The 25,870-nt window shown below is 62.1% G+C and carries 24 protein-coding genes; 6 read left to right on the top strand and 18 right to left on the bottom strand.

Annotated features, from left to right (window positions below; translation table 11 throughout):
• Nucleotides 1-261: 261 nt before the first annotated feature.
• The 3 genes from PLAV_RS15500 to PLAV_RS15490 all read right to left on the bottom strand — a co-directional run bounded on the left by PLAV_RS15500 (nucleotide 262) and on the right by PLAV_RS15490 (nucleotide 1,985).
• Nucleotides 262-1,119, bottom strand: coding sequence for a protein phosphatase 2C domain-containing protein (locus PLAV_RS15500; protein WP_012111976.1), 858 nt, complete (start codon nucleotides 1,117-1,119; stop codon nucleotides 262-264).
• 23 nt (nucleotides 1,120-1,142) lie between these two features.
• Nucleotides 1,143-1,622: a single-stranded DNA-binding protein gene (locus PLAV_RS15495; protein ID WP_012111975.1), complete on the bottom strand. Its 480-nt coding sequence runs from the start codon at nucleotides 1,620-1,622 to the stop codon at nucleotides 1,143-1,145.
• Between the two features lie 90 nt (nucleotides 1,623-1,712).
• Nucleotides 1,713-1,985, bottom strand: a complete 273-nt coding sequence (locus PLAV_RS15490) for a hypothetical protein (RefSeq protein ID WP_012111974.1) — start codon at nucleotides 1,983-1,985, stop codon at nucleotides 1,713-1,715.
• 230 nt (nucleotides 1,986-2,215) lie between these two features.
• Here PLAV_RS15490 and uvrA point away from each other — a divergent pair, with 230 nt between their 5' ends.
• The 5 genes from uvrA (at nucleotide 2,216) to trmFO (ending at nucleotide 12,279) form a co-directional block, all read left to right on the top strand.
• Nucleotides 2,216-5,245, top strand: a complete 3,030-nt coding sequence (gene uvrA, locus PLAV_RS15485; protein WP_049767888.1) for an excinuclease ABC subunit UvrA — start codon at nucleotides 2,216-2,218, stop codon at nucleotides 5,243-5,245.
• Between the two features lie 74 nt (nucleotides 5,246-5,319).
• Nucleotides 5,320-7,452, top strand: a complete 2,133-nt coding sequence (locus PLAV_RS15480; RefSeq protein WP_012111972.1) for an alkaline phosphatase D family protein — start codon at nucleotides 5,320-5,322, stop codon at nucleotides 7,450-7,452.
• 79 nt (nucleotides 7,453-7,531) lie between these two features.
• Complete coding sequence (locus PLAV_RS15475) at nucleotides 7,532-8,959, top strand: amidase (protein ID WP_012111971.1); 1,428 nt, start codon at nucleotides 7,532-7,534, stop codon at nucleotides 8,957-8,959.
• A gap of 23 nt (nucleotides 8,960-8,982) precedes the next feature.
• Nucleotides 8,983-10,410, top strand: a complete 1,428-nt coding sequence (locus PLAV_RS15470; RefSeq protein WP_049767807.1) for an amidase — start codon at nucleotides 8,983-8,985, stop codon at nucleotides 10,408-10,410.
• Nucleotides 10,411-10,866: 456 nt separating this feature from the next.
• Nucleotides 10,867-12,279, top strand: a complete 1,413-nt coding sequence (trmFO, locus tag PLAV_RS15465) for a methylenetetrahydrofolate--tRNA-(uracil(54)-C(5))-methyltransferase (FADH(2)-oxidizing) TrmFO (RefSeq protein WP_041536064.1) — start codon at nucleotides 10,867-10,869, stop codon at nucleotides 12,277-12,279.
• Here the strand turns inward: trmFO and PLAV_RS15460 are convergent, their stop codons facing one another.
• The 6 genes from PLAV_RS15460 to yajC form a co-directional block, all read right to left on the bottom strand.
• Nucleotides 12,280-13,125, bottom strand: a complete 846-nt coding sequence (locus PLAV_RS15460) for a phytoene/squalene synthase family protein (protein WP_012111968.1) — start codon at nucleotides 13,123-13,125, stop codon at nucleotides 12,280-12,282.
• A 66-nt stretch (nucleotides 13,126-13,191) separates the two neighbouring features.
• A complete protein-coding gene (locus PLAV_RS15455) occupies nucleotides 13,192-13,806 on the bottom strand; it encodes a urate hydroxylase PuuD (RefSeq protein WP_012111967.1) in 615 nt (204 codons plus the stop codon).
• A 171-nt stretch (nucleotides 13,807-13,977) separates the two neighbouring features.
• Nucleotides 13,978-14,352, bottom strand: a complete 375-nt coding sequence (locus PLAV_RS15450; RefSeq protein ID WP_041536063.1) for an Mth938-like domain-containing protein — start codon at nucleotides 14,350-14,352, stop codon at nucleotides 13,978-13,980.
• A gap of 3 nt (nucleotides 14,353-14,355) precedes the next feature.
• Nucleotides 14,356-15,306, bottom strand: a complete 951-nt coding sequence (secF, locus tag PLAV_RS15445) for a protein translocase subunit SecF (protein WP_012111965.1) — start codon at nucleotides 15,304-15,306, stop codon at nucleotides 14,356-14,358.
• Nucleotides 15,307-15,328: 22 nt separating this feature from the next.
• Entirely contained in the window at nucleotides 15,329-16,936 is a 1,608-nt protein-coding gene (gene secD / locus PLAV_RS15440) for a protein translocase subunit SecD (protein WP_012111964.1), read from the bottom strand.
• Between the two features lie 39 nt (nucleotides 16,937-16,975).
• On the bottom strand, nucleotides 16,976-17,290 hold the full coding sequence (gene yajC, locus PLAV_RS15435) for a preprotein translocase subunit YajC (RefSeq protein WP_012111963.1): 315 nt from the start codon (nucleotides 17,288-17,290) through the stop codon (nucleotides 16,976-16,978).
• Between the two features lie 227 nt (nucleotides 17,291-17,517).
• On the opposite strand from yajC, the gene PLAV_RS15430 reads away from it, so the two are divergent.
• Nucleotides 17,518-18,378, top strand: a complete 861-nt coding sequence (locus PLAV_RS15430) for an ATP-binding protein (RefSeq protein WP_041536062.1) — start codon at nucleotides 17,518-17,520, stop codon at nucleotides 18,376-18,378.
• 9 nt (nucleotides 18,379-18,387) lie between these two features.
• On the opposite strand, the gene PLAV_RS15425 is transcribed toward PLAV_RS15430, so the two are convergent.
• The 9 genes from PLAV_RS15425 to PLAV_RS15385 form a co-directional block, all read right to left on the bottom strand.
• Complete coding sequence (locus tag PLAV_RS15425) at nucleotides 18,388-19,374, bottom strand: M23 family metallopeptidase (protein WP_012111961.1); 987 nt, start codon at nucleotides 19,372-19,374, stop codon at nucleotides 18,388-18,390.
• 32 nt (nucleotides 19,375-19,406) lie between these two features.
• Nucleotides 19,407-20,075: a protein-L-isoaspartate(D-aspartate) O-methyltransferase gene (locus PLAV_RS15420; protein WP_012111960.1), complete on the bottom strand. Its 669-nt coding sequence runs from the start codon at nucleotides 20,073-20,075 to the stop codon at nucleotides 19,407-19,409.
• Between the two features lie 8 nt (nucleotides 20,076-20,083).
• Nucleotides 20,084-20,893: a 5'/3'-nucleotidase SurE gene (gene surE / locus PLAV_RS15415; RefSeq protein ID WP_049767887.1), complete on the bottom strand. Its 810-nt coding sequence runs from the start codon at nucleotides 20,891-20,893 to the stop codon at nucleotides 20,084-20,086.
• 16 nt (nucleotides 20,894-20,909) lie between these two features.
• Nucleotides 20,910-22,217, bottom strand: coding sequence for a serine--tRNA ligase (serS, locus tag PLAV_RS15410; protein WP_012111958.1), 1,308 nt, complete (start codon nucleotides 22,215-22,217; stop codon nucleotides 20,910-20,912).
• 134 nt (nucleotides 22,218-22,351) lie between these two features.
• The gene (gene tatC, locus PLAV_RS15405) at nucleotides 22,352-23,170 is read right to left on the bottom strand and encodes a twin-arginine translocase subunit TatC (RefSeq protein ID WP_012111957.1); all 819 of its coding nucleotides are present in this window, start codon (nucleotides 23,168-23,170) and stop codon (nucleotides 22,352-22,354) included.
• Complete coding sequence (gene tatB / locus PLAV_RS15400) at nucleotides 23,167-23,646, bottom strand: Sec-independent protein translocase protein TatB (RefSeq protein ID WP_012111956.1); 480 nt, start codon at nucleotides 23,644-23,646, stop codon at nucleotides 23,167-23,169. The genes tatC and tatB overlap by 4 nt, the downstream gene beginning before the upstream one ends.
• A 60-nt stretch (nucleotides 23,647-23,706) precedes the next feature.
• The gene (locus PLAV_RS15395; RefSeq protein WP_012111955.1) at nucleotides 23,707-23,937 is read right to left on the bottom strand and encodes a twin-arginine translocase TatA/TatE family subunit; all 231 of its coding nucleotides are present in this window, start codon (nucleotides 23,935-23,937) and stop codon (nucleotides 23,707-23,709) included.
• Between the two features lie 205 nt (nucleotides 23,938-24,142).
• Complete coding sequence (gene scpB / locus PLAV_RS15390) at nucleotides 24,143-24,925, bottom strand: SMC-Scp complex subunit ScpB (protein WP_012111954.1); 783 nt, start codon at nucleotides 24,923-24,925, stop codon at nucleotides 24,143-24,145.
• Nucleotides 24,922-25,824, bottom strand: a complete 903-nt coding sequence (locus PLAV_RS15385) for a segregation and condensation protein A (protein WP_083762708.1) — start codon at nucleotides 25,822-25,824, stop codon at nucleotides 24,922-24,924. The genes scpB and PLAV_RS15385 overlap by 4 nt, the downstream gene beginning before the upstream one ends.
• Nucleotides 25,825-25,870 lie beyond the last annotated feature (46 nt).

The raw sequence follows: 25,870 nt of genomic DNA, 5'->3' as shown, positions 1-25,870 counted from the left end.
AATGTCGCTGTCTTGCGTATCGGACAAGTGTTTTTCTGACGTTGAGGGCGCTGTCGCGAAGGCCTGTGAAAGCGGCTCGCGCAACCCCTGAAAGGAACGAAAAAGAGGACATCCGGCAGGCGCCGAATCCCTCTCGTTGACTGCCCGCGAGATTAGCAGTTCCGCCCTATCACGGCAACTTCAAACGCGCCGGATAGCGCCTTGTAACCCACTGAAATAAAAGAGAAAAATCCGCCCGAAGAAAGCCTTCGCCGCAGCCTCTCATTCGACGCGGAAAAGGACCGCCGTCGCGTCGTCATGGCGCTTGAACCGGGGGTGTTCGAGACAGTCGGGATCCTCCATTGCCTCGATGCGACGAACCTCGTCAGCGATGGAGCGGAGGCCGCCAAGCGCGGCACGGCGCACCAGCGCCGCCGGGTCCATGCGGTGATAGTCGAAGACGATGGAGCCGAACCCGTCGCTGAAGAGAAGGCCGGTGACGGGGCGCGAGAGCGGAATGTCCCAATGGCGCATATGGGAGACGGCTTTCGGGTCTATGCCGAGGATCCAGTATCCCTCTTCCGTGTTCTGGCGGCGACGGCTTTCGCGCAGATAGGCCATGATGGCTTCATTGTCGAAAGGCTTCTCGCCGGATGCGAGCGCGGCGATCAGTTCCGCCGTGCGGCTCACGGCCCGCGCCTCGCGCGAGGTGTGCTGCACACCGAAGACCCGCGCCTCGCCGCTGTCATCGTCGAGAAGGATAAGGCCGCAATCGGCGAAGTTCGCACAGGCGAGCTTTCCCTCGCCGGCGTGGAGAAGCGCCATGGCCGCGCTCGGCCATTCGTGGCGCCCGTTCGGCGGGCGAAGACGTTCCTGCTCGAAGCGAAGCGCCAGCGTCTCGATGGTGAAACGGACAAGGCCGTGAAGATCGGCGCCATAACGCGCGGCATGGGCAGCGAAGAGCGCACTCGCCTCCCGCGCAAGCCAGTGCGCCCCGGTCTCAGAGCCGATCAGCGGACCGTCGGCGACATCGGTCGCGCCGTCGATCACCCAGGCATGGGCGCCGGCATGACCGAAGGCGTCTTCATTCGCCTTGTCCGGATTGCCGGGGTCGCTCAAGGTCTCGACGATGCGAAGCATGAGGCAGCCCGGGAAAGGGAGCTCTAGAACGGAATTTCGTCGTCGAGGTCCTGGCTGAAGCTGCCGCGCGAGGAACCGCCACCGCTGCCGCCGCCGAAATCGTCGGAGCCGCTGCCGTAATCGCCGCCACCGCCCGAAGAGCCGCCGCCACCCTTGCCGTCCAGCATGGTCAGCGTCGAGTTGAAGCCCTGCAGCACGATTTCGGTGGAGTATTTCTCGACGCCGGACTGGTCGGTCCACTTACGGGTCTGGAGCGCGCCTTCGATGTAAAGCTTGGCGCCCTTCTTCACATATTGCTCGATGACCTTGCAGAGGCCTTCGTTGAAGACGACGACGCGGTGCCACTCGGTCTTCTCGCGGCGCTCGCCCGTGTTCTTGTCGCGCCAGCTTTCCGACGTCGCGATGCGGAGGTTGGCGATCGGCCTGCCGTCCTGCGTGCGGCGGATTTCGGGGTCGGCGCCTACATTGCCGATCAGGATGACCTTGTTGACGCTGCCTGCCATGTTCTCGCCCTCGCCGGTTGGATGTTTATTGCGCGGACCCTAGCCGCAGGTGCGGTCATGGGCCAGCGATCTCGATAAAAAAGCTGTGGATCAAACGACAAGAGGAATGGCAGCAAGCAGCAAAGTCATCGCGCCAGCGATCATACCGCCAAACAACAGGGTCATTCGCAGGCCATGTCTGGCCATCGTGGCTTCCAGCTCGGACTTCAGCGCATTCATGCCGGCCCGGAAATCCTCTTTGGTAACGAGATCGGCGATGACCATGTCGCGCGCCAGCTTTGCATGTTCGTCGGCCAGCTGCTTGGAAGCGCCAGCCGATTGGAGCCTTTCGGAATAAGTGAGCGTATCAAAATTCAAACCCATCTGTCCCCCGCCGCCTTGAAAGCCTGTTTGTTCTTATTATGTTCTCACAACATGCAATTTGAGGCAAGATGCTTCCCGGGTCCTGCGATTCTTTTATGTCGCGGGGTCTTGGCCCTTGAAGCTGCCCCTGCGGCCCTACATACATGATGCCTGAGACCAAGCCACATTCCCCGTAGCGAAAGATGCGCGCCGCCCGCAAGGCAGTCCGCGCCCGTGAGAGTTCCGGCCCGATGAGCACCGCCTCGAAGAAATCCGCGCCCAACAAGCATAGCGACGTGCAGAACCGCTTTATCCGGGTGGTCGGCGCGCGCGAGCACAATCTGCACGATGTAAGCGTGGAACTGCCGCGCGACGAGCTGATCGTGATTACCGGCCTGTCGGGTTCCGGCAAGTCGTCGCTCGCCTTCGACACGATCTATGCCGAGGGCCAGCGCCGCTATGTCGAAAGCCTGTCGGCCTATGCGCGGCAATTCCTGGAGATGATGCAGAAGCCGGATGTCGACCAGATCGACGGCCTCTCGCCCGCCATCTCCATTGAGCAGAAGACAACCTCGCGCAACCCGCGCTCGACGGTCGGCACCGTCACCGAAATTCACGACTATATGCGCCTCCTCTGGGCCCGCATCGGCATTCCCTATTCGCCCGCCACGGGGCTGCCCATCGAAAGCCAGACCGTGACGCAGATGGTCGACCGCGTGATGGCGCTGCCGGAGGGCACGCGGCTCTTCCTGCTGGCGCCGATCGTGCGCGGCCGCAAGGGCGAATACCGCAAGGAATTCGCCGAACTGCAGAAGAAGGGCTTCCAGCGCGTGAAGGTGGACGGCACTTTCTACGAGATCGCGGACGTGCCTGCGCTCAACAAGAAGCTGAAGCACGATATCGACGTGGTGGTGGACCGCATCGTCGTGCGCGGCGATCTCGGCAACCGGCTGGCCGACAGCTTCGAAATCGCCCTCGATCTCGCGGACGGCATTGCCGTGATCGAAATGGCGGATGCCCCGAAAGACGACAAGAAAAGCGCGGACGCGGAGCGGATCATTTTTTCCTCGCGGTTTGCCTGTCCCGTCTCCGGCTTCACCATCGATGAAATCGAGCCGCGGCTCTTTTCGTTCAACAACCCGTTCGGCGCCTGCCCGGAATGCGACGGGCTCGGCACGCAATTCTATATGGACCCTGACCTCGTGGTGCCGGATCACGGCCTATCGCTGAAAAAGGGCGCCATCGCACCCTGGTCACGCTCGACCTCGCCCTATTACACGCAGACGCTGATGGCGCTAGCGAAGCAGTACAAATTCTCGATGACGGCGCCCTGGTCGCAACTGCCGGAAGAAGCGCAGGAGGTGATCCTCTACGGCTCCGGCGATGAAGTCGTGACCTTTGCCTATGATGACGGCATGCGCTCCTACAAGACGAAGAAGCCGTTCGAGGGCGTGATCCCCAATCTGGAGCGGCGCTGGAAAGAAACGGACAGCGCCTGGGCGCGAGAGGAAATCGAACGCTATCAGGGCATCACGGATTGCGACGCCTGCCACGGCTTCCGCCTGAAGCCGGAGGCGCTCTCCGTGAAGATCGCCAAATGCCATATCGGCGAAGTCTCGCAGATGTCGATCCGCGCGGCCGACAAATGGTTCGCCGAACTCGGCGGCCACCTGACGGCGAAGCAGAACGAAATCGCCGGCCGGGTGCTGAAGGAAATCCGCGAACGGCTGCATTTCCTCAACAATGTCGGCCTCGAATATCTGACGCTGGCGCGCAATTCCGGCACATTGTCCGGCGGCGAGAGCCAGCGCATCCGGCTCGCATCGCAGATCGGTTCGGGCCTGACGGGCGTTCTCTATGTGCTGGACGAACCTTCCATCGGCCTTCACCAGCGCGACAATGACCGGCTGCTCGAGACGCTGAAGCGGCTGCGCGACCTCGGGAATACGGTGATCGTGGTGGAGCATGACGAGGATGCGATCCGCGTCGCCGATCACGTGGTCGACATGGGGCCGGGCGCGGGCGTGCATGGCGGCCGTGTGGTGGCGGAAGGAACGCCCGAAGACATCATGGCGAATCCTGAAAGCCTCACCGGGCAGTACCTGACGGGTTTTCTGCAGATCCCCCTGCCCGCCACACGCCGCCCCGGCAATGGCAAATGGCTGAAGGTGACGGGCGCGAAGGAAAACAATCTGAAGGATGTGACGGCGGAAATTCCGCTCGGCACCTTCACCTGCGTTACCGGCGTGTCGGGCGGCGGCAAGTCGACGCTCCTGATCGAAACGATCTACAAGGCCGTGTCGCGGCGCCTGAACAATACGCGCGACCACCCGGGCGCCTTCGACGAGATTTTCGGGCTCGAACATCTCGACAAGATCATCGACATCGACCAGTCGCCCATCGGCCGCACGCCGCGCTCGAACCCGGCGACCTATACGGGCTCGTTCACTTTCATTCGCGACTGGTTCGCCGAACTGCCGGAAAGCCGCGCGCGCGGCTACAAGCCGGGACGCTTCTCCTTCAACGTGAAGGGAGGCCGCTGCGAAGCTTGCCAGGGCGACGGCGTCATCAAGATCGAAATGCACTTCCTGCCCGACGTCTATGTGGAGTGCGATGTCTGCCACGGACACCGCTATAACCGCGAGACGCTGGAAGTGAAATTCAAGGACAAGTCGATTGCCGACGTGCTGGAAATGACGGTGGATGAGGCGGCGAGCTTCTTCAAGGCCGTGCCGGCGGTGCGCGACAAGATGGAAATCCTCCAGCGCGTTGGCCTCGGCTATATCAAGGTCGGCCAGCAGGCGACGACGCTTTCGGGCGGCGAGGCGCAGCGCATCAAGCTAGCCAAGGAACTGTCGCGGCGCGCGACCGGCCGCACGATCTACATTCTCGACGAGCCGACCACGGGACTTCATTTCCACGACGTGGCGAAGCTGCTTGAAGTGCTGCATGAGCTGGTCGAGAGCGGCAACACGGTGGTCGTGATCGAACACAATCTCGAAGTCATCAAGACCGCCGACTGGATCCTCGACCTTGGCCCCGAAGGCGGCGACGGCGGTGGCGAGATCGTGGCGGCGGGTACACCGGAAGATGTCGCGGCCGAACCGCGCTCCTATACCGGGCACTATCTGAAAGAGCTCTTCAAGCGCCGGCCCGGCAAAAGCGCCGGAGCGAACGCAAAGACACGCAAGGCAAGCGCCGCGGCGAAGAGCAAGACAAGTGCCCGCAAGGCCGCGCCCAAACCGGCGGCCCGCGTCAAGGGCCGAAAAAAGATCGGCTAGCGCCGTTCCCGCCCGCACCCAAAGTCTCTATAACTGCGCCCGTAACCGGTGAAGAGTGTGGGGTACAGGGACTTATGTCGGGGGCGTCGCTAGACCGTCGCGAATTTCTGAAGCTGTTTGCGGCAACGGCGGGATGCTTCGTCGCCACCGCGATGACCACGCCCTTTGTGCCGTCACTTGGCACGGCAAGAGCGGCGCGCGGCGCCTTTCATTTTCCGCAAGGCCTGGCCTCCGGTGACCCGCAGCCGGACGCCGTCATGCTGTGGACGCGCGTCGAGGCAATCGACCCGGAGGCGGCGTTGCCGAACGGCGATATCGACCTTTACGTGCAGGTCGCGACCGATACGGATTTCGCGCGCGTGGTCGTACAACAAGCGGTACGGGCGACACGCGCCTCCGACCACACCGTCCGCGTCTTCGTGCGCGGGCTCGCTCCCGACACTGTTTACTATTATCGCTTCTATGCCGGCGGCGACAGCTCGGCCGAGCCGGGCCGCACGCGCACCGCGCCACGCCCCGGCACCAAGCGCGACGTACGCTTTGCCGCTGTCTCCTGCCAGAACTACGAGCAAGGCTATTACGGCGCGTTGCGGCGGCTGGTGAATGACGACATTGCCGCCGCGCCGGAGCAACAGATCGACTTCGTGCTGCATCTTGGCGACTTCATTTACGAACGCACTGGCGATGTGCCGGAAGACCGGCGGCCGTCGCGGCTGGCCGGCCCCCTGCCCGACGGCACGGAACCCTGGGTGCCGGACGGCACAAGACCGTGGTGGCAGAAGGGCGGACAGGCCGCCGTTTCGCTTGCCGATTACCGCGCGCTCTACAAGACCTATCTCACCGATCCCGACCTGCAGGCGGCACGGGCACGCTTTCCTTTCGTGCATACATGGGACGACCATGAATTCACGAACGATGCCTGGCAGAGCCACGACACTTATTTCGGCGATGGCGGGCCCGCGGCAAAGCGGAAGCTCGCCGCCAACAAGGCGTGGTTTGAATTCATTCCCGCAGTGCTCTCTCAAACGCCGAAATTCAACGGCATCGAACGCGCGGCGCATGACTTCCGGAATGTGCGTGTCGAGGATGGCGAGCTGGGCGAACCGGACGAGAACTATCTCTATCAGGGTACGGACAACCTGAAAGCCATATCGAGCCTCACCATTTACCGGACGCTGCGCTGGGGCGCGATGCTCGACATGGTGATAACAGACCTTCGGAGCTATCGGAGCCCACCTGTCATTACCGAAGAGATAAAGGGTTTCATCAAGGGCGCACCCGTGCCACCCGTCCGCCTGGTCAAACTGCTGGATGCCGGACGCAGCGCGAATGACGGCAACCCGCCCGAGACACTCCGCTATGGCGGCAAGGAAATGCCGAACCCGCGCGTCAAGGCGCCGCGCGGCACGCAGCTGGGCGGACCGCAAAAGGCATGGTTCAAGGCCGCGATGAAAGCCTCGACGGCGAGATGGCGGATCTGGGCCAATAGCGCCCCCGCATTGCAGATGCGGCTCGATTTCGCGCGCATCCCCTTCGCGGGGCTTGAGGACGGCTATGTCGGGACCGATGCCTGGCAGGGCTATCCCGGCGAACTCGCGGAGCTGATGTCTTTTCTGAAGGAAGAAAAGATCGGCAATGTCGTTTCCCTGGCGGGCGACTATCACGCCTTCGCGGCGGGCCGCTTGCCTGTCGATCCCGATGCGGATGAACTCACCTTCGCGGCGCTCGAAATCATGACGGGCGCGATCAGCTCCGGCTCGATGTATGAAGGCGCCGCCCGCGCGACGCGCGACAGCGGCTTTTTCCATCGTGCCGTGGTGCTCGATGACGAGGGGACAAAGCGCGAGAACTGGAACAACACGCTGGTGAACGGCCTGCGCGCCGGCATTCTCGCGAATTATTCGTCCTCCGAATATATCCACAACATGTTCCGCAACGAGCGCGCGAGCCCCGGCCTCGACTACATGGATGCCGATGGCCACGGCTATACGCTTGTAACGCTGACCGACACCACAATGCAGGTGGAGCAAGTGAATGTCGGCGACGTGACGAGGGATGCTGGCCCCGAAGGAGCGGCCGTTCTGCGCCGCGCCCGCTTTTCGGCCAAGCCATGGGACGGTGGAGGCGAACCGGCACTTGAAGGCCCGGTCTTCGAGGGCACCCCTCCCTATCCCTGGATTGCGAACGAGAAAGACAAAGAGACCTGACCTCCGGCCCTGACCGTTTGACGCGCGGCAGTCAGCGGCTAAGCTTCTGCCCGGTGAAACGCGGGGGCGGGAGAAGCGGATGAGCTTTGGCGAATATACGCGCTATGACGGACTGGGGCTCGCCGAGCTGGTGCGCAAGGGCGATGTAAAAGCGGAAGAGCTTGCCGAAGAAGCCATCGCGCGGATCGAAAAGCACAATCCTGCCATCAACGCGGTCGTATCGAAGCTCTATGACATTGGCCGCGCCGCTGCAAAAGCACCCGTCGACGGCCCCTTCAAGGGCGTGCCTTTTCTGCTGAAGGACGCATTCGGCGACCTCGCCGGCACGACAACGCGCCTCGGCTCACGCTTTCGGGCAGGCACTGCGGCGACGGAAGACGCGGCACTGGCGAAGCGCTTCAAGAAGGCGGGGCTGAGCATTCTCGGCAAGACGAATGTGCCTGAATTCACGCTTCTGCCGACCACCGAAAGCGCGCTTTACGGACCCGCGCGCAACCCCTGGAACGTGAACCATTCGACCGGCGGCTCCTCGGGCGGCGCGGCGGCAGCTGTCGCCGCCGGCCTTGTTCCGTTGGCTCACGCAAATGACAGCGGCGGCTCCATCCGCATTCCGGCTTCTTCATGCGGGCTGGTGGGATTGAAGCCGACAAGGGCACGGACCTCGCTCGGACCGGATTATGGAGATGTGCTGAGTGGGCTCTGCCATGAACATGTGGTGACGCGCAGCGTGCGTGACAGTGCTGCGATGCTCGACTGCACACACGGCTATGAACCGGGCGCGCCCTATGCCGCGCCGCATGTGGAGCGGCCTTTTCTCGAGGAAGCCGGACGCAAGCCCGGCAAGCTGCGCATCGCTTTCAGCAAGACGAACCCGGCGGGAAACCCGCTTCACGCCGACTGCGTGAAAGGCGTGGAAGAGACGGCGAAGCTGCTCGCCGATCTCGGCCACGAGGTTGTGGAAGCGGCGCCGCCGCTGAAGCCTGAGGAACCGGGCAGCATCTTTCTGCCCATGTGGGCCTCCTGGCTCGCCTCGGAAATCGAGGGCGAGGCACTGCGGCGCGGGCGCGGGCCGAAGGAAGATGAACTGGAAGGGCTGACCTGGGGACTTTATGAAATCGGCAAGCAGGTGAGCGCCGCTCAATACCTGATGCTGGTGAAGGAGGCGCAGGCCATGACCCGGCGCGTAGCGGGCTTCATGGAAAGCCACGATGTGTGGCTGACGCCGACACTGGCCTCCCCGCCCATTCCGCTCGGCCTTATCGATATCAATGAGCGCGATCCGCTGAAGGCATTCGCCCCGGCTGTCGACTATGTGCCTTTCACGCCGATCCAGAACCTGACGGGACAGCCGGCGATTTCGCTGCCGCTTGCCATGTCTTCGGACGGGCTGCCCGTCGGCATGATGTTCTCGGCCCGCTTCGGCGACGAGGCGACGCTGTTCCGCCTCGCGGCGCAGCTTGAAGAAGCGCGGCCCTGGAAGGACAGACATCCGGCGATCTGGAACTGACGACGACAATCGGGAGAGAGATGATGGCTTTTACGGAATATGCGGACCATGACGGACTGAGCCTCGGCGAGCTCGTGAAGAAGGGCGAGGTGACGCCGCTGGAACTTGTCGACGCCGCCATAGAGCGCACCGAAAAGCACAATGGCACGCTGAACGCGGTGGTCTATTCCGCCTTCGACGAGGCGCGCGAGACCGCGAAGGGCAAACTGCCGGACGGACCTTTCAAGGGCGTTCCGTTTCTCATCAAGGATCTCGGCACCGAAGTGAAAGGCTGGCCGCGCACCAGCGGCAGCAAGTTCGTCGCGAAGATCGTCGACGATCACGACAGCGAGCTGGTGAAACGCTACCGCGCGTCGGGCACTGTGCTGTTCGGGAAAACCAACACACCCGAATATGGCATCACCGGCACGACGGAATCCCGCCTGCTCGGGCCTTGCCGCAATCCCTGGGACCCGAACCGTATTTCCGGCGGCTCGTCGGGCGGCGCGGCCTCGGCCGTGGGTGCGGGCATCCTGCCGCTCGCGCATGCATCGGACGGGCTCGGCTCGATCCGCATTCCGGCGGCCTGTTGCGGCCTTGTCGGCATGAAGGTGACGCGTGACCGCAACCCGCAAGGGCCTGACGATTTCGACCGCGCCATCGGCTTCAGCGTCGACCATGTCGTGAGCCGCACCGTGCGCGACAGTGCCGCGATGCTGGACGCGACCGGCTATCCAGAACCCGCCTCGCCCTACGCGCCGCCGCCGAAAGAGCGGCCCTATATGGAGGAGATCACCCGGAGCCCCGGCAAGCTGAAGATCGCCTGGTCGAGCGAGACGCCGGGCGGCAAACCCATCCATCCCGAAATTCAGGCGGCGCTGGAGAAGACGGCCGATGTGCTCGCGAAGCTCGGCCACACCGTGACGCCGCGCGGCCTCGGCATCGACTATCGCCAGCTCTACCGTGCGCAGGGCGCCGTTTCGGGCTCGAATTTCGCGGCCGGCATGCTGCGGCGGATCGAGGCGATGGGCCGCGAGCCGGAACAGGACGAGCTGGAGCCGCTGACCTGGGCTGGCTTCAAGAACGGCAGCAAGCTGACCGGCGCACAGGCCATGTGGGGCTGGCAGCAGCTTCGGCTGATGAACCGGCAGGTGCTGTCGGTATTCGAGGATGTGGACGTCTATCTCTGCCCGGTGCTCGGCCAGTTGCAGCCGGAAATCGGCCACCTCGGGCCGGACCAGGAACCGCGCGAGCTGAACAAGAAGCAGGGGCAGGTCTTCCCCTTCACCCCGCCCTTCAACTTCACCGGCCAGCCCTCGCTCTCGCTGCCGCTCTGGCAGTCCGAGAATGGCCTGCCCATAGGCATGATGTTCACCGGGCGCTACGCCGATGAGGCGACGCTGTTCCGGCTGGCGGCACAGCTGGAGAAGGAACTGCCGTGGAGCGGGCGGAAGCCGAAGGTGTGGAACTGAGAGAAGTGATTCGGATGCACACCAGCCAAAATAACTCGCTCTAGCACGGACTCATAAGTTGTTCCTGAAAGTTCTGCACCCCCCTTTCAAGGGCTATGCAACACCGGTTGCAACGCCCCCGTGCCGAAAACTGGGTGTTCAAAGCTGATAGCTTTTAAAAAGTAGCAGGATTGGCAAACTGGCTCGCATGACCCGCGAGCATAACAACCTCGATATCCCCGAACGGAAAACACCACGCCACCATCGGCGTGACTGCCGTTGTTTGGAGTGCCGCCGCAAGTCCGCAGAAATCTGGGAAATCAGAAGCAGAGCCTTCAAACAATCCGCAGAGGGCGTTTGGCGGCTCTGGCCGATCCTACTTCCGGTATCGATCTCGCTCCTTGGCATAACATCTATCGTTGGCACCAAGCTTGGCCCCTCTTGGGAATGGCTCAGTTCCGCGTTACAAAGCGCTCCATGACAAAAGACATCAAACCAGTTCACGTGATCGGTGCCGGCATGGCCGGCTCCGAGGCCGCATGGCAGCTCGCGCAGGCGGGCGTACCCGTGGTGCTGCACGAGATGCGGCCCTTGGTGAAGACGGACGCGCACCACACGGACGGCTTCGCCGAACTCGTCTGCTCGAACTCGTTCCGCTCCGACGATCACGAGCTGAACGCCGTCGGATTGCTGCATGAAGAGATGCGGCGCGCGGGCTCGCTGCTGATGGAAGCCGCCGCCGTTGCACGCGTGCCGGCAGGCGGCGCGCTCGCCGTCGACCGCGACAATTTCTCGAATTACGTGACGGAGAAACTGACGGCGCATCCGCTGGTGACAGTGGAGCGCGGCGAGATCGACGGGTTGCCGCCCGCGGATTGGGACAATGCGATCATCGCGACAGGGCCCCTCACCTCCGACGCCCTGGGCAAGGCCATCGGCGAACTGACCGGCGCGGACGAACTCGCCTTTTTCGACGCCATCGCCCCCATCGTCTACCGCGACAGCATCGACATGTCGGTGTGCTGGTTCCAGTCGCGCTACGACAAGGAGAGCGCGGGCAGCACGGCGGGTGCAGGCGGCGCCGGCAAGGACTACATCAACTGCCCGATGACGCGCGAGCAATACGAAGCCTTCATCGACGCGCTGCTGACCGGCGACAAGACCGAATTCAAGGAATGGGAAAAGGACACGCCCTATTTCGACGGTTGCCTGCCCATCGAGGTGATGGCGGAACGCGGGCCCGAGACGTTGCGCTTCGGACCGATGAAGCCGGTGGGTCTCACCAATCCTCATGCGCCGGACGTGAAGGCCTATGCGATCGTGCAGCTTCGCCAGGACAACGCGCTCGGCACGCTCTACAACATGGTCGGCTTCCAGACCAAGCTGAAGCATGGCGAACAGACGCGCGTCTTCCGCACCATTCCGGGCCTCGAAAAAGCGGAGTTCGCGCGGCTTGGCGGGCTGCACCGCAACACATTCATCAACAGCCCGAAACTGCTCGATCCCGTCATGCGGCTCGCGAAGGAACCGCGCCTGCGTTTTGCCGGACAGATCACCGGCGTAGAGGGTTATGTCGAGAGCGGCGCCATGGGCCTGCTCGCCGGGCGCTTCGCCGCGGCGGAACGGCTTGGCCGCCTGCCGCAGACGCCGCCGCGCACGACGGCATTGGGCGCCCTCCTCGCCCACATCACCGGCGACGCGGACGCAACCACCTTCCAGCCGATGAATGTGAACTTTGGCCTCTTCCCGCCTCCCGAAGTACCGCTCGACGAGAACGGCAAGCGCCCAAGGGGCAAAGCCAAAGCCCCGGCACGGAAACGTGCCTATACGTCGCGCGCGCTGGCGGACCTCGAAGCCTGGCTGCGGCCGAGGGCGGAAGCGGCCGAATAGTCAGATTTTTTTCCTGAAGTTTCTTCCAAGCAGCCTGAGCTGGCGGCGGAAGGCGGGAACATCCGTTCGATCGCGGAACGGATCGAAGCCGGGCGCTGTCATCATGTCGAGATAGCGGTCGCAAAGCGATGCCGGCATAAGCGCGGGGAGAAGCTGCGGATCGAAATGCGCCATGCGCGCCGCCGAGAGATGGCTGCGGGCATGATCCGCGACATCCTGGATCACGGCACGAAGGCCCTCGGTCATTTCACCGGCCAATACCGTATGTGGATCGACATTGCACCGGAGCAGCACATCGGCGGGCATTGTCAGCCGCCCCTGCGAAGCGTGAACAGGAAGCGCCCGGAGAAGCCCGGTCAGTGCATAGGCGATGCCCGCATGGCGGATGGCATCCGCCGCAGCATCCGCCTTCTCCTCACCGCCGAGCGCCCGCGCCGCGATATCCATGACGGCGGCGGATGTTTTCTCCGCATAGCTGTCGAGCATGGCGACGTCTTCAAATACATCTTCCGAAAGATCACGCTCCCGCGCGTCGATCAATGCCTGCAGCCTCGGGATTTTCAGATCCGCCTCGGCAACGGCAGCAGCAACGGCATGCCCCCTCGTCTCGCCGTTCGGCAGGCCTTCGAGAGTTTCCCGCCACCATTGCAGGCGGATATGACCCATCATCGGCTCGGTAACGTTTTCCGCGACACGGGCAATTTCCAGATTGAAGGCATAAAGCGCAATAAGCGACAGGCGTTGCGGCATCGGCGCGAAGAGCAGCGTCAGGAAACGGTCGTGATCGTACCGTCGAACCTCGTCGAGGCTCGTTTTCATGCTGACGCTCATTGCTTCATCGGCCATGCCTGATACCTAAAGCAAACGGGGCCGCCTTCAAGGCGGCCCCGTCCGGTTTCCGATCCCGAAGGATCAGTAGATGTTCTGTGCCGACACCATGGCGAAAAGCATCGGGATCGAGAGCATCGTGTTGGTCCGCGAGAAGAGCATTGCGGTCCGGGCGGCGGCGGGTTTGGATTCCGCCGGCGCCTCGACGATGCCGAGCGCGATCTTCTGGTTCGGCCAGATCACGAACCAGACGTTGAACCACATGATCGTGCCGAGCCACATGCCGATGCCGATAGCGATGTTCTTGGGGACAGCAAAGCCTTCGATCGCACCAAGCGTATAGGCCGAAACAAGATAGCCATTCATCATGGCAAGGATAATGCCGGTGACGATGGTCGCCATGGCGCCCCAGCGGAACCAGAAAAGCGCGGCCGGCGCGATCACCTTGCCGATGGCGGGCTTCTGCTCGTCCGGAATCTTCGGCATGTTCGGGATCTGCACAAAGTTGAAATACCAGAGCAGGCCGATCCACATCACGCCGCTGATCACATGCAACCAGCGGAAGATGAACGCCCAGAAGGCATGTCCGAGGGAGACGCCGTCCCAGTCGTTCCAATTGAGATACATGAGCAGCAGAACTGCCGCGAGTACGAAACCGGCTATCACCGTGTTTCGCAGTGACGTGAGAATTGATGCCATGGAGTTTCCCCTTCTGAATGCCATACGACCCGTGGGCGGGCCGTAAAGGATGGCAAGACGTGCCCCGGCCCCGGGTCGGCGTCCGCCTCGTCATCATGCGACTCAACGTCGCGATACTGCGTTGAAAGCTAGGAGTTTCTGGAGAAAAAGCCAAGCCTGACGGCGGCCCTGCTATGCAACCGCGATCAACGCGGCAGCCACGCGCCGGTTTTCCGAGAGCATGAGATTGTAGGTACGGCACGCTGGGCCGGTTGCCATTACATCGGGAAAGATCGCAAGGGAGGTGAGTCGCGCAAGCGCGGCGCCGGGGAGCGATGCCATATGTTCGCCCGTGCCGACAATCAGGAAGTCAAAAGCACCGGCTGCTTCAACGACGGGAGCAAGCGACTCCGGCGTGATGCCGGAAACGGAAGTCAGGTCCCATGGATAGACGCCGACTGGCGTTACAATGAGCGAGCCTTCGAAACGCTGCCCGTTGAGGCGAAAGCCGCCATCTCCATAAGCCTCGAGCGCGGGCTGTCCCTCGAAACGCGGCTTCATCGCCATCGTTCACGCCTTTTCGGGCGCCTTGTCCTTGGCGGCGCGGCCCAGACCGCCGGTCGATGCATCGCGCGTGACGCCGACGGTAAGCAGAACCGGCGCCGCGATGAAGATAGACGAATAGGTGCCGATGAAAATGCCGAAGATCATCGCGAAGGTGAAATCGCGCAGCACTTCCCCGCCAAAAATGAAAAGTGCCAGAAGCGCGAGAAGCGTAGTACCCGAGGTCATGACGGTGCGCGACAAGGTCTGGTTTATCGAAAGATCGATCAAGGCACCGAGATCCATCTTCTTGTATTTTCGCAGGTTCTCGCGCACGCGGTCGAAGACGATAACCGTATCGTTCATCGAATAACCGACAATGGTGAGGATGGCCGCGATCGAGGTCAGGTTGAACTCGAGCTGCAGGATACAGAACAGTCCAAGTGTTGCCATGACGTCATGAACGAGGGCTATGACCGAACCCAGGCTGAACTGCCACTCGAAGCGGAACCAGATATAAACCAGCATCAACGCAATGGAGATGACGACAGCGAGAATCCCGTCCTGGACAAGCTCACCACTCACCTGCGGACCCACAACCTCGACGCGCCGGTATTCGACCGTGTCACCGAGCTGGCCTCTGATTTTGTTGACGACTTCCTGCGAAGCTTCTTCTCCGCCGTCCCTGGGCGACTGGACGCGGATCAACACGTCGTCGGCCTGGCCGAATTCCTGAATCTGGACTTCACCGAGATCGAGACCACCAATATCGGCACGAAGCTGAGAAATATCGGCCGGACCGTCAGTCGAAATCTCGATGACAATGCCACCCTCGAAATCGATACCGAAGTTCAGTCCGCGTGTAATCAGAAGCGCGCTTGAAACAACCATCACTAGAAGCGAGAGGCCGACGGCGATATAGCGCCATTTGACGAACTGGAAATTCGTGTCGTCCGGAATGAGTTTCAGATGTCTCATGATTGGGTTCCCCTCCGGCCGGTCACAGATACAGCGTCTTCGGACGGCGGCGGCGCAGCCACACCGACACCATGAGACGGTTTACGGTGAAGGCAGTAAAGACCGAGGTGATAATGCCTATGCCGAGTGTGACCGCGAAGCCGCGCACAGGCCCCGAGCCCATCTGGAAGAGGATTGCCGCGGAAATAAGCGTGGTGATGTTCGCATCGAGAATGGATGAGAGAGCTCGATTGTAGCCAGCCTCGATGGCCGGTATCGGCCCCTTCCCCGCTGCTATTTCTTCCCTTATGCGCTCATAGATGAGCACGTTCGCGTCCACTGCCATGCCGATCGTCAGCACAATGCCCGCGATACCCGGCAGCGTCAGAGTCGCCTGAAGAATCGAGAGGGCGGCGAAAATCATCGCGACGTTGAGGAAGAGCGCGATATTCGCCAGCAGGCCGAAGAAGCCGTAGCTCGCGATCATGAAGACGACGACGGCGACGGAACCTATAACGGCCGCAATTTCACCCGCGCGAATGGAGTCCGCGCCGAGACCCGGACCGACTGTCCGCTCTTCAAGCACGTTGAGGGGCGCAGGCAGAGCGCCGGCACGCAGCAAAATGGCGAGATCGTTCGCCGCCTGCACCGTGAAACTGCCGCTGATCTGGCCGGAGCCACCCATGATCGGTTCATTGATGCGCGGCGCGCTGATAACCTTGTCGTCGAGTACGATGGCGAAAGGACGGCCGACATTGTTGCGAGTGACCTCGCCGAACTGGCGTGCTCCCGAAGAATCGAAGCGGAAATTGACCACAGGCTGTCCGTTGCGCTGATCGAAGCCCGGTTGTGCGTCGACGAGACGGTCGCCGCCCACCATAATCCGCCTCTCGACCAGCACCGGCGCGCGCGGCTCATCCGCCGTATAGAGAATTTCAGTTCCTGATGGAACGGTCCGGCTGGCCAGAGCCTGCTGGCCCGACATGGCGTTGCTCACCAGCCGGAAATTCATTTTCGCTGTCTGGCCGAGCAGTTCCTTCAGGCGCTGCGGATCGTCAAGGCCCGGAACCTGAACGAGGATCCGATCCGTGCCCTGCTGCTGGATCACCGGCTCGGTGGTGCCGAGTTCATCGATACGGCGGCGGACGATCTCGATCGACTGTTGCACCGCCGATTGAGTCCGCGCGATTTTTTCTGCCTCGGTCAGTGCCACAGTGATTTGACGTTCGGTCGTAACGATAGCCAGATCCCGCTCCGGCAATGTCGAGAACGCGTTGCCGGAAACGATGGTGGACAGACCCTCGATTGCTTCCCTCGCCTTTTCAACATCTTCCGGGTTGGTGATGCGGACGCTGACGCCCTCCCCTTGCAGGCCAAGCCCGGTATAAGGGATACGCTCGCTGCGAAGCGCATTTCGCACATCGTTCACGAGGCTTTGCTGCCGGTCTCGGACAATCGATGCGGTATCGACGGCAAGGAGCAGATAGGACCCGCCTCGCAGGTCGAGCCCGAGATTGATCTGCTGGTGGGGCAACCATTCCGGAACGCCCTGAAGCGAGGCCTTCGGAATGAAATTCGGCGCCGAATAGGCGAGGCCCGCGAAACAGACCAGAAGTATCAGAGCGACCTTCCAGCGATCGAAATGCAGCATATCGTTTTGCTCCCCTCCCGGGCGGCGCAGGCGATGGGCTTAAGAAGGGGTATTCGTGTTGGCCGGAACGGGCTCGGACTTCGAGCGCACATCGGTAAGCGTGCTCTTGACTACGCGGACGCGAACATTGTCGGCAATTTCGACCGTCACTTCCAGGTCGTCGACCTTGGTCACTTTTCCAATCAGCCCGCCGGCGGTCACCACAACGTCACCGCGGCGCACATTGGTCACCATCTCGCGGTGCAGCTTCACGCGGCGCTGCTGCGGACGCAGGACCAGGAAGTACATGATCGCGAAAAGGGCGATGAACGGAAAAAGCTGAATCATGAATTCCGAAGCGCCGCCACCACCCATCGATGTCTCCTGTTTTCTGTCGCCAGCATGGAACGACCGCGCAAAACGGCCGCCTTTGCATTGATTTGCGGCGGACTATACCGGCAGGCCGGGCTTTTGCAAACCGGGGCCCATTCGCGGCGCTATCGGCGCTAAGTTTTGGGATATACAGACATTTCCGGGCGGCGACCGAGGTGTTACGGTCGCCGCCCCTGAGGCCCTCCTGCCACCTCCACGAGCCCTTACCCATGACCGAGAAAACCGGCACAGACATGTTCCTGAAACGGATAGCAGAGGCCCTTGAGCGTCTCTCGCCGCCTCCCGTGGAGAGCGCCGGTCTCGACAAGGCCGATGCTTTCGTCTGGAACGCCGAAAGCGCCCGCCTGGACCCGGTGCCGGAGGTGGCACGTGTCGACCTATCCCTCATCAAGGGGGTGGACCGCGTGAGGGACATTCTACTCGACAACACGCGCCGTTTCGCCCGGGGTCTGCCCGCGAACAACGCCCTGCTCTGGGGCGCGCGAGGCATGGGCAAAAGCTCGCTGGTGAAAGCGGCACATGCGGCCGTCAACGCGGAAAGCCCGGCGAGCCTTATCCTGATCGAAATCCACCGGGAGGACATTGAAAGCCTCCCGCGCCTGATGACCCAGTTGCGCGGACAGGACCGGCGCGCGGTGATCTTTTGTGATGATCTTTCCTTCGATCATGACGATACCAGCTACAAATCGCTGAAGGCGGTGCTCGAAGGCGGCATCGAGGGCCGCCCGCGCAATGTCATTTTCTACGCTACTTCCAACCGCCGTCACTTGATGCCACGCGACATGATGGACAACGAGCGTTCGACGGCGATCAACCCGTCGGAAGCGGTCGAAGAGAAGGTTTCGCTGTCGGACCGTTTCGGCCTCTGGCTCGGCTTCCACAATTGCAGCCAGGCGGAATATCTCGGCATGGTCGACGGCTATGCGGCGCATCACGGCCTGAAGATCGATTCCGATGCTCTTCACGCCGAAGCCATCGAATGGGCGGCAACACGCGGCGCGCGCTCCGGCCGCGTGGCATGGCAATTCATTCAGGACATTGCAGGCCGGCTCGGCCAGACGCTCGATTGAGCGGTCGCCCTAGCGGCCGATTACGGTCAGCGGATCTAGCGCTTTCGAGCCCTTTCGCACTTCAAAATGAACCTGGGGCGTAACCACGCTGCCGCTGTTGCCAGCGAGCGAGATCGTCTGGCCGCGCACGACCTTGTCGCCCCGCTGCACGAGCAGCTTGCTGTTATGGGCATAAGCCGTGATCCAGTCATTCTCGTGCCGGACGAGCAGGAGATTGCCATAGCCCTTGAGCTCATTGCCCGCATAGGCAACGACGCCGCTTTGCGACGCCTTGACGGGCGCCCCAGTCTCTGCGGCGATATTGACGCCGTCATTATGAAGCCCGTTGGCTTTCGGCCCGAAGCTCGAGAGGATTTTCCCTTGAACCGGCCATTCGAAGCTGCCCGTTGCGGCCGGCGGCTCCGGTAGCGGCGACTTCGGAACCGTCACGGCAGTTGTCGTGGTTGCAGGCGCGGATGATGGCGCCGCAACAGCGCCCGGACGGGCAAGCGGCGTACCGGCGCCCGAAGGCGATGCAGCCGTCTGAGTGGCACGCGACGGCACCTGCAGCTTTTCGCCCACCTTGATCGTATAGGGCGGCTGAATGCGGTTCAGGCTCGTCAGCGATGTCGTGTCGACATTGTAAAGGCGGGAAATGCTGTAGACAGTCTCACCGCGTTGCACGACGTGGAAGCGGCCCGCGGGTATGCTGAGCTTCTGCCCCACGCGAATATCATAAGGCGGTCTCAGGCCGTTCGTGTCGATGATGGAGCGAAGCGGCACGTCATGCGCGCGGGCGATGCTGTAGACCGTGTCACCGCGCTTCACGACATAGGTGCCGCCGGGAGACACCCGTTCGATCGGCCGCGGCGCGGCGGCGGAGGAGCCCGATTGCGCCCCGGAAGGGCCGCCATCCCACCAGGGACGCTCGCGGCTGCCGCAAGCGGCGACGAAAAGAGCGAGCGCAAGTACGCCCGCCCATCTCCCCATTCGCCGCATATGATCGTGCCGCCGCATCGTCTCGCCCGCCTCCGGTCCGAATTCGCCGCTCAGGATTCCTTGGCAACACCTTCCACGAGCGGTACGAACCGCACCGGCAGAAGCTCTTCACGCTTCACACCATCCCCTGTCCGCTCGATCCGGACAAGTTTCTGTTCGCCCCGGGCACCGGAAACCGCCACGGGAACAATCATCAAGCCGCCTTCCTTCAACTGATCGACGAGCTTTTGCGGCACTGAAGGCGCTGCGGCGGTGACAATGATTCGGTCGAAGGGCGCCTGCTCCGGCCATCCCTGAGCGCCATCGCCGACCTTCGCCGTCACATTGTGGATATGCAGATCCTCAAGCCGTTTCACCGCATCCTTGAGGAGCGTCCGGTAGCGCTCGATCGTATAGACGCGCCGGCAGAGACGGGAGAGAACGGCAGCCTGATAGCCGGAGCCCGTGCCGACCTCGAGCACCTTCATGCGCTCCCCGACATGAAGCTGCTCGGTCATGTAAGCCACGATATAGGGTTGGCTGATCGTCTGCCCGCACTCGATCGGCAGCGCATGATCTTCATAGGCCTGCTTGCGGAAAGTCGCGCTGATGAACTTCTCGCGCGGGACGCGCTCCAGCGCGGACAGCACGCGTTTGTCACGGATGCCCTGCCGCCGCAGCCCCATGATCAGTTCGATCTTTTCCTGTTCGCCTTCGTCCATGGACGTTTCTTCGTTCATGGGAACAACTATTTCTTGCGCGACGCGCTGCGTGGGCGCCGCTTCGGCTGCGCCAGCGTGCCAAGGGCATCGTTGAGCGCCTTGGCCGTCTTCTGGTGCGTCAAATCCATATGGAGCGGCGTGATCGAGATGCGCGATTCGTATATCGCGCGCAAATCCGTTCCCTGCGGCGGATTGCTGAGAATGCGCTCGAAGCCGAGCCAGTAGTAGGGATTGTTGCGCGCGTCGATGCGCTCCTCCACCCGCACGAGAGACTGGTCGCGCTTCCCCTGCCGCGTCACCTCGATGCCGGTGACGGACCCGGGCACGACATCAGGAAAATTGATGTTGATGAGAACTTCTTCCGGCCAGCCGGCGGCGATGAGCTTCTTCAGGATATCCGGCGCAAAATGCTCCGCCGTGGACCATTTGACGTTGGCGCTGCCGCTGAAGCCGAAGGCCTGGCTCAAGGCAATGGAGGGGATACCGAGCTGGGTTCCCTCCATCGCCGCCGCGATGGTGCCCGAATAGGTCACGTCATCGGCGATATTCTGGCCGCGATTGATGCCCGATACTACGAGGTCCGGTTGCTCGTCCTTCAGGATATGACGGACAGCCATGAGCACGCAGTCAGACGGCGTACCGCGCACGGCATATTTGCGTGCGGTGAGCTTGCGGACGCGGAGCGGATTGGCGAGCGACAGGGAATGGGCCGAACCGCTTTGCTCATCCTCCGGCGCAACAACCCAGACATCTCGCGAGAGCTTGTGCGCGATCTTTTCCAAAACCTTGAGGCCCGGAGCGTGAATGCCATCATCATTGGTGACGAGGATGCGCAGTGACTTGGTGCCGGATTTAGCCATGAACGGCGATAACCTCCTGCCCGCCCATATAGGGTTGGAGCGCCGTGGGAACAGTGATGGAGCCATCGGCCTGCTGGTAATTCTCCATCACCGCCACAAGCGCGCGCCCGACGGCAAGGCCGGATCCGTTCAACGTATGCACGAAGCGCGTGTTCTTCTCGCCCTTGGGCCGGTAGCGCGCATTCATCCGCCGCGCCTGGAAGTCGCCGCAGACGGAACAGGACGAAATTTCCCGGAAGGCGTTCTGCCCCGGCAGCCAGACCTCGATGTCATAGGTCTTGCGCGAGGCAAACCCCATGTCGCCGGTGGACAGCGTCATGACGCGATAATGCAGATCGAGCCGCTTCAGCACCTCTTCGGCGCAGGAGAGCATCCGCTCGTGTTCCTCGCGTGACTTCTCCGGCGTCGTGATCGAGACGAGTTCAACCTTGGAAAACTGATGCTGGCGGATCATGCCGCGCGTATCGCGCCCGGCGGATCCAGCCTCGGCGCGGAAACAGGCTGTGTAAGCGGTAAACCGTTTCGGCAGCTCCTCTTCGGAGAGGATGCTCTCGCGCACGAGATTGGTCAGCGGCACTTCGGCTGTCGGGATCAGCCAGTATTTTTCCTGATCGTCACGCGCCAGACCTTTGAATGTCGCGAACTGGTCGTCCTCGAACTTCGGAAGCTGTGCGGTGCCGAACATGGCGTCGTCGCGCACCATCAGGGGCGGCGCGACTTCCTCATAGCCGAACTCGGTCGTGTGGAGATCCACCATGAAATTGCCGATGGCGCGTTCGAGCCGCGCGAGCTGGCCCTTGAGCACTGTGAACCGCGCGCCGGACATCTTCGCAGCCGCCTCGAAATCCATCAGGCCCAGGGCCTCGCCGAGATCGAAATGCTCTTTCGGCGCGAAGTTCATCTCACGCGCCTTGCCATGGCTGTGGCGGATGACATTGGCGCTCTCATCGGGACCGACAGGAACATCGTCGAAGGGAATATTGGGAATGGAGGCCAGCGCCGCTTCAATCTCGGCATTGGCGGCGCGTTCCTTCTCCTCGCCCTCCTGAATGGCGCTTTTGATGCTCGCCACCTCTTCCATCAGGCTTTGAGCCAGCGCGTCGTCTTTCTTCGCCTTCGCCTGGCCGATTTGCTTGGAGGCATCGTTGCGGCGCTGCTGCAATTCCTGAAGGGAAGTTATGATGGCGCGGCGGCGCTCGTCGATCTCGATAAGGCGCGCGGCCTGCGGCGCGAGCCCGCGTTTCGCAAGCCCGGCATCGAATGCCCCAGCGTCGTCGCGAATGGCCTTGATGTCGAACATGACACCCCAGAAGTGGTGAGATTTCCCGGATCAGGGATAGATCAAGCGCGCGAATCGGCCGCCCGACCATCCAGCCCCGTTTCGGCGCTCTGTATACGCGCGAAGGCGGGAAGCGTCCAGACGAAGGCCGAAACTCACGCCTCGTCGGGTGAGCCGGTTTCTTCCGCCTCGGACCGCTTTTTCTCCGTCCAGGCGACGCTGAAAATCGAAATTTCGTAGAGAAGCAGGGTTGGAATACCGAGCGCCAGTTGGCTGAAGAAATCAGGCGGGGTCAGGAAGGCGGCGACTGCGAAAATGATCACAATCGCGTAGCGCCGGCCCCGCCTCAGCTTCGCCGCGTTCACGATGCCGGCCCGCGCCAGAAGGGTCAGAATGACCGGCAACTGGAAGCAAATGCCGAAGGCCAGAATGAAAGCCGTGACGAGGTTCAGATACTCGCTGACGCGCGGCAGCAATTCGATGGTGGCTTTTCCGTCCTCGCCGATCTGCTGCATGCTCATGAAGAAGTTGAGCGTAATCGGCAGCGCCCCGTAATAGACAAGGCTCGCACCCAGCAGGAACAGGATGGGGGTCGCGATGAGATATGGAACGAAGGCGCCGCGCTCATGCTTGTAGAGGCCGGGCGCGACGAACATGTAGATCTGCGCGGCAATCACGGGGAAGGCCAGGAAGATCGCCCCGAACATCGAAAGCTTGAGCTGGGTGATGAAGAATTCCTGCGGCGCCGTATAGATCATGTGCGCCCCGCCCTCGGACGCCACGATGCGGTTATAAGGCTCGACCAGAATGTTGTAGATGTCCTTGGCGAAGAAGAAGCAGATGCCGAAGCCAACCGCGAAGGCCAGCAATATCTTGATAAGGCGGGAGCGAAGCTCGATCAGGTGATCGAGAAGCGGCGCGCGCGAAGCCTCAATCTCGTCTTCGGGAGCCGGATCGGCGGAAGGTGCGCTCATTCCCCTTCCCGCTTCGGTTCGACTGGCGCCGGCGCCGCACCGGCATTGACAGGATCGCTCGCTCCGTATGCCTCAACGGCTTCGGCATCGCGGACGGCATCGGCCATTTCCGCCGAGAGACCATTGGTATCGGGGGCAGCCTTTTTCTCTTCCTCGGCTCGCGCCGCCGAGGCTGCAGATGCCGCAGCCCCCGCACCGCCACCGCCGATGGCGAGCGGTTTGTTCATTTCCTGCTGAAGGGAGCGGAGAGGCGCGACCGCCTGATTGCGAAGGCCTGTCACCTCCTTGCGCAGTTCCTCAAGTTCAGTTTCGCGGGCCAGGTCTTCAAACGAGGTCTGAAATTCACGCACCATGGCCCGCGCCTTGGCCACGTATTGGCCAACCGTTCGCATCATCCGCGGCAAGTCCTTCGGACCGACGAAGATGATGGCGATGGCTGCGATAGCAAGCAGCTCTGACCATCCGATGTCGAACATGAGGAAACCCGATTGCCTCGGCCCGCCGCCGCCGCAAGTCCGGCGGCAAGGCCTTAAATGCTAGCCGTTGGACGCCTTGTTCTTCGCTTCGGCGCTTTCCTCGTGCGACACGGTTGCGTCGATCGTCTTGGGATGCGGCTGAGCAGTCTGGTTCTCGTCCTCGTCCGACAGCCCCTTCTTGAAGCTGCGGATACCCTTCGCGACATCACCCATCATGTCCGAAATCTTGCCGCGTCCGAAGAGCAGCACAATCAATACGATGACGATCAGAATTTGTGTCCAACCCGGCATATCAATCTCCAACGGCGTGAACTCGCCACGCCTCGGTCCAAAGGCACTACCTGACGCCAATATGGGCGTTCCCGGTGCAAATTGCGACAGCAATCCTACCTCGGCGCGGCGCCTGCACAGCCCAAAGCATATAGTTAACAGAGCGGCGTAACCAGCTTGCCGGCCTATAAAATCACGGCCACTTCAGATATTGGACGAAGCAGCCTCAATCTTCTTCGGCGGCATCTTGTGCGATGTGTTCGTCCAGCGCGTCGCCATATTCCTCTTCGTCGGAGAAATCGCCGTCGCCATCGCCGCCCGCTTCGCTCGGGGTCGGAATGTCGAAACCGGGCGGCAACCGGCCATCGAGAAGGCCCGCCGCCTTCAACTCGTCCGCGCCCGGCAGGTCACCGACATTCTCGAGCCCGAAATGCACAAGAAAGGCTTCCGTCGTTCCATAGGTCACGGGCCGCCCCGGCGTCCGCCGGCGTCCACGGAGCCGCACCCAGCCCGTTTCCATCAGCACGTCGAGGGTGCCCTTGGAGACGGAAACACCGCGAATTTCCTCGATCTCGGCCCGTGTAACCGGCTGGTGATAGGCGACGATCGCCAATGTCTCCATGCCGGCGCGGGACAGGCGGCGCTGCTCTACCGCCTCACGTTCCATGAGGAAGGAGAGATCGTCGGCCGTGCGAAACATCCACTTGTTGGCGATGCGGACGAGGTTTACGCCACGTTCCTGATAAGCCGTTTGAAGGTCTTCGATGACGGCGCCGACGTCGGCACCCTCCGGGAGGCGTCCGGCAATACTATCAATGTCGAGCGGTTCGGCCGCGGCAAACAGCAATGCCTCGGTCATGCGCATGAGCTGTGCATGCTCCGTCGCATTGCCCGGGAAGCGAACGACATTCTCAGACGTCTCCGCCTCGTCATCCTCTTCAAGTTCCGGCTCGTCCGATGCCATCTCGATACCGTCTTCCAGTTCCGTTAAACTCGTCTCGTCGTTCATTCTTCAGTCTTCTCAGGCGTCTCGGCCGTGGCGAACGGCGGGTTGTCGGGGGGCGTTTCGCGGCGGCGGACAAAGAGCGGTCCAAAGGCGCCGGCCTGCCGGATTTCCATTACGCCGTCCTTGGCCAGAACCAGCGCTGCGCTCAGCGTGCTCGCTATGGCCGAACGGCGAAGCTGCGGAGTCATTTCTTCCATGGGGAGATAGACGTCGATCCGGCCCCAGTCGAACATCATGCCCATCATGCGCTCGAGACGATGCCGGGCGGCTTCGATTGCCATGATCGGCAGCCGCTTCGGTTCCCACTTCGTCTCATGGCCTTTGAGGCGCTGGTCGGAATATGCCTTCAGGAGCTCGAAGAGCGTGCCTGAATATTCGCTTGTTTTGATGAGGCGGATGCCTTCCGGCCGGCCGCGCGGGAATACGTGAATCCCCATGCGGCACTGGCGCGCGAAAAGCTCCTGCGACACCTTCCGCATGGCCTCGAGGCGCTGCAACTGGAAGGCCAGCCGCGCCGCCAATTCGGCACCTGACGGCCCTTCTTCTTCCTCCGGCGGCGGCAGCAGAAGCTTCGACTTGAGATAGGCCAGCCAGGACGCCATCACCAGATAATCGGCGGCAAGATCGAGCTCCACCCGCCGCGCCTGGGTGATGAAGTCGAGATATTGCTCGGCGAGCTTGAGGATCGAGATGCGCGTCAGGTCGACCTTCTGATTGCGCGCAAGCGCCAGCAACACATCGAGCGGACCTTCGAATCCATCGAGGTCCACGATCAACGTGTTCTCGTCCGCCTCCGGAAGCGCACGTGGCGGCCCTTCCTCGAAGGACGCAGCATTTTCCTCGGCGGCAATCCCTTCGGGTTGCGCGCCGTCTGCGTCACCTGGAGTAGGCGCCTCGGTCATGACAGCCTGTTGCATTCGATCCGAAATATTGAGTGTCCCGTGCTCC

Source organism: Parvibaculum lavamentivorans DS-1, assembly GCF_000017565.1.
GTDB lineage: Bacteria > Pseudomonadota > Alphaproteobacteria > Parvibaculales > Parvibaculaceae > Parvibaculum > Parvibaculum lavamentivorans.
Note: the sequence above shows the minus strand (reverse complement) of the source record. Positions and strands in the feature narration are given on the sequence as shown.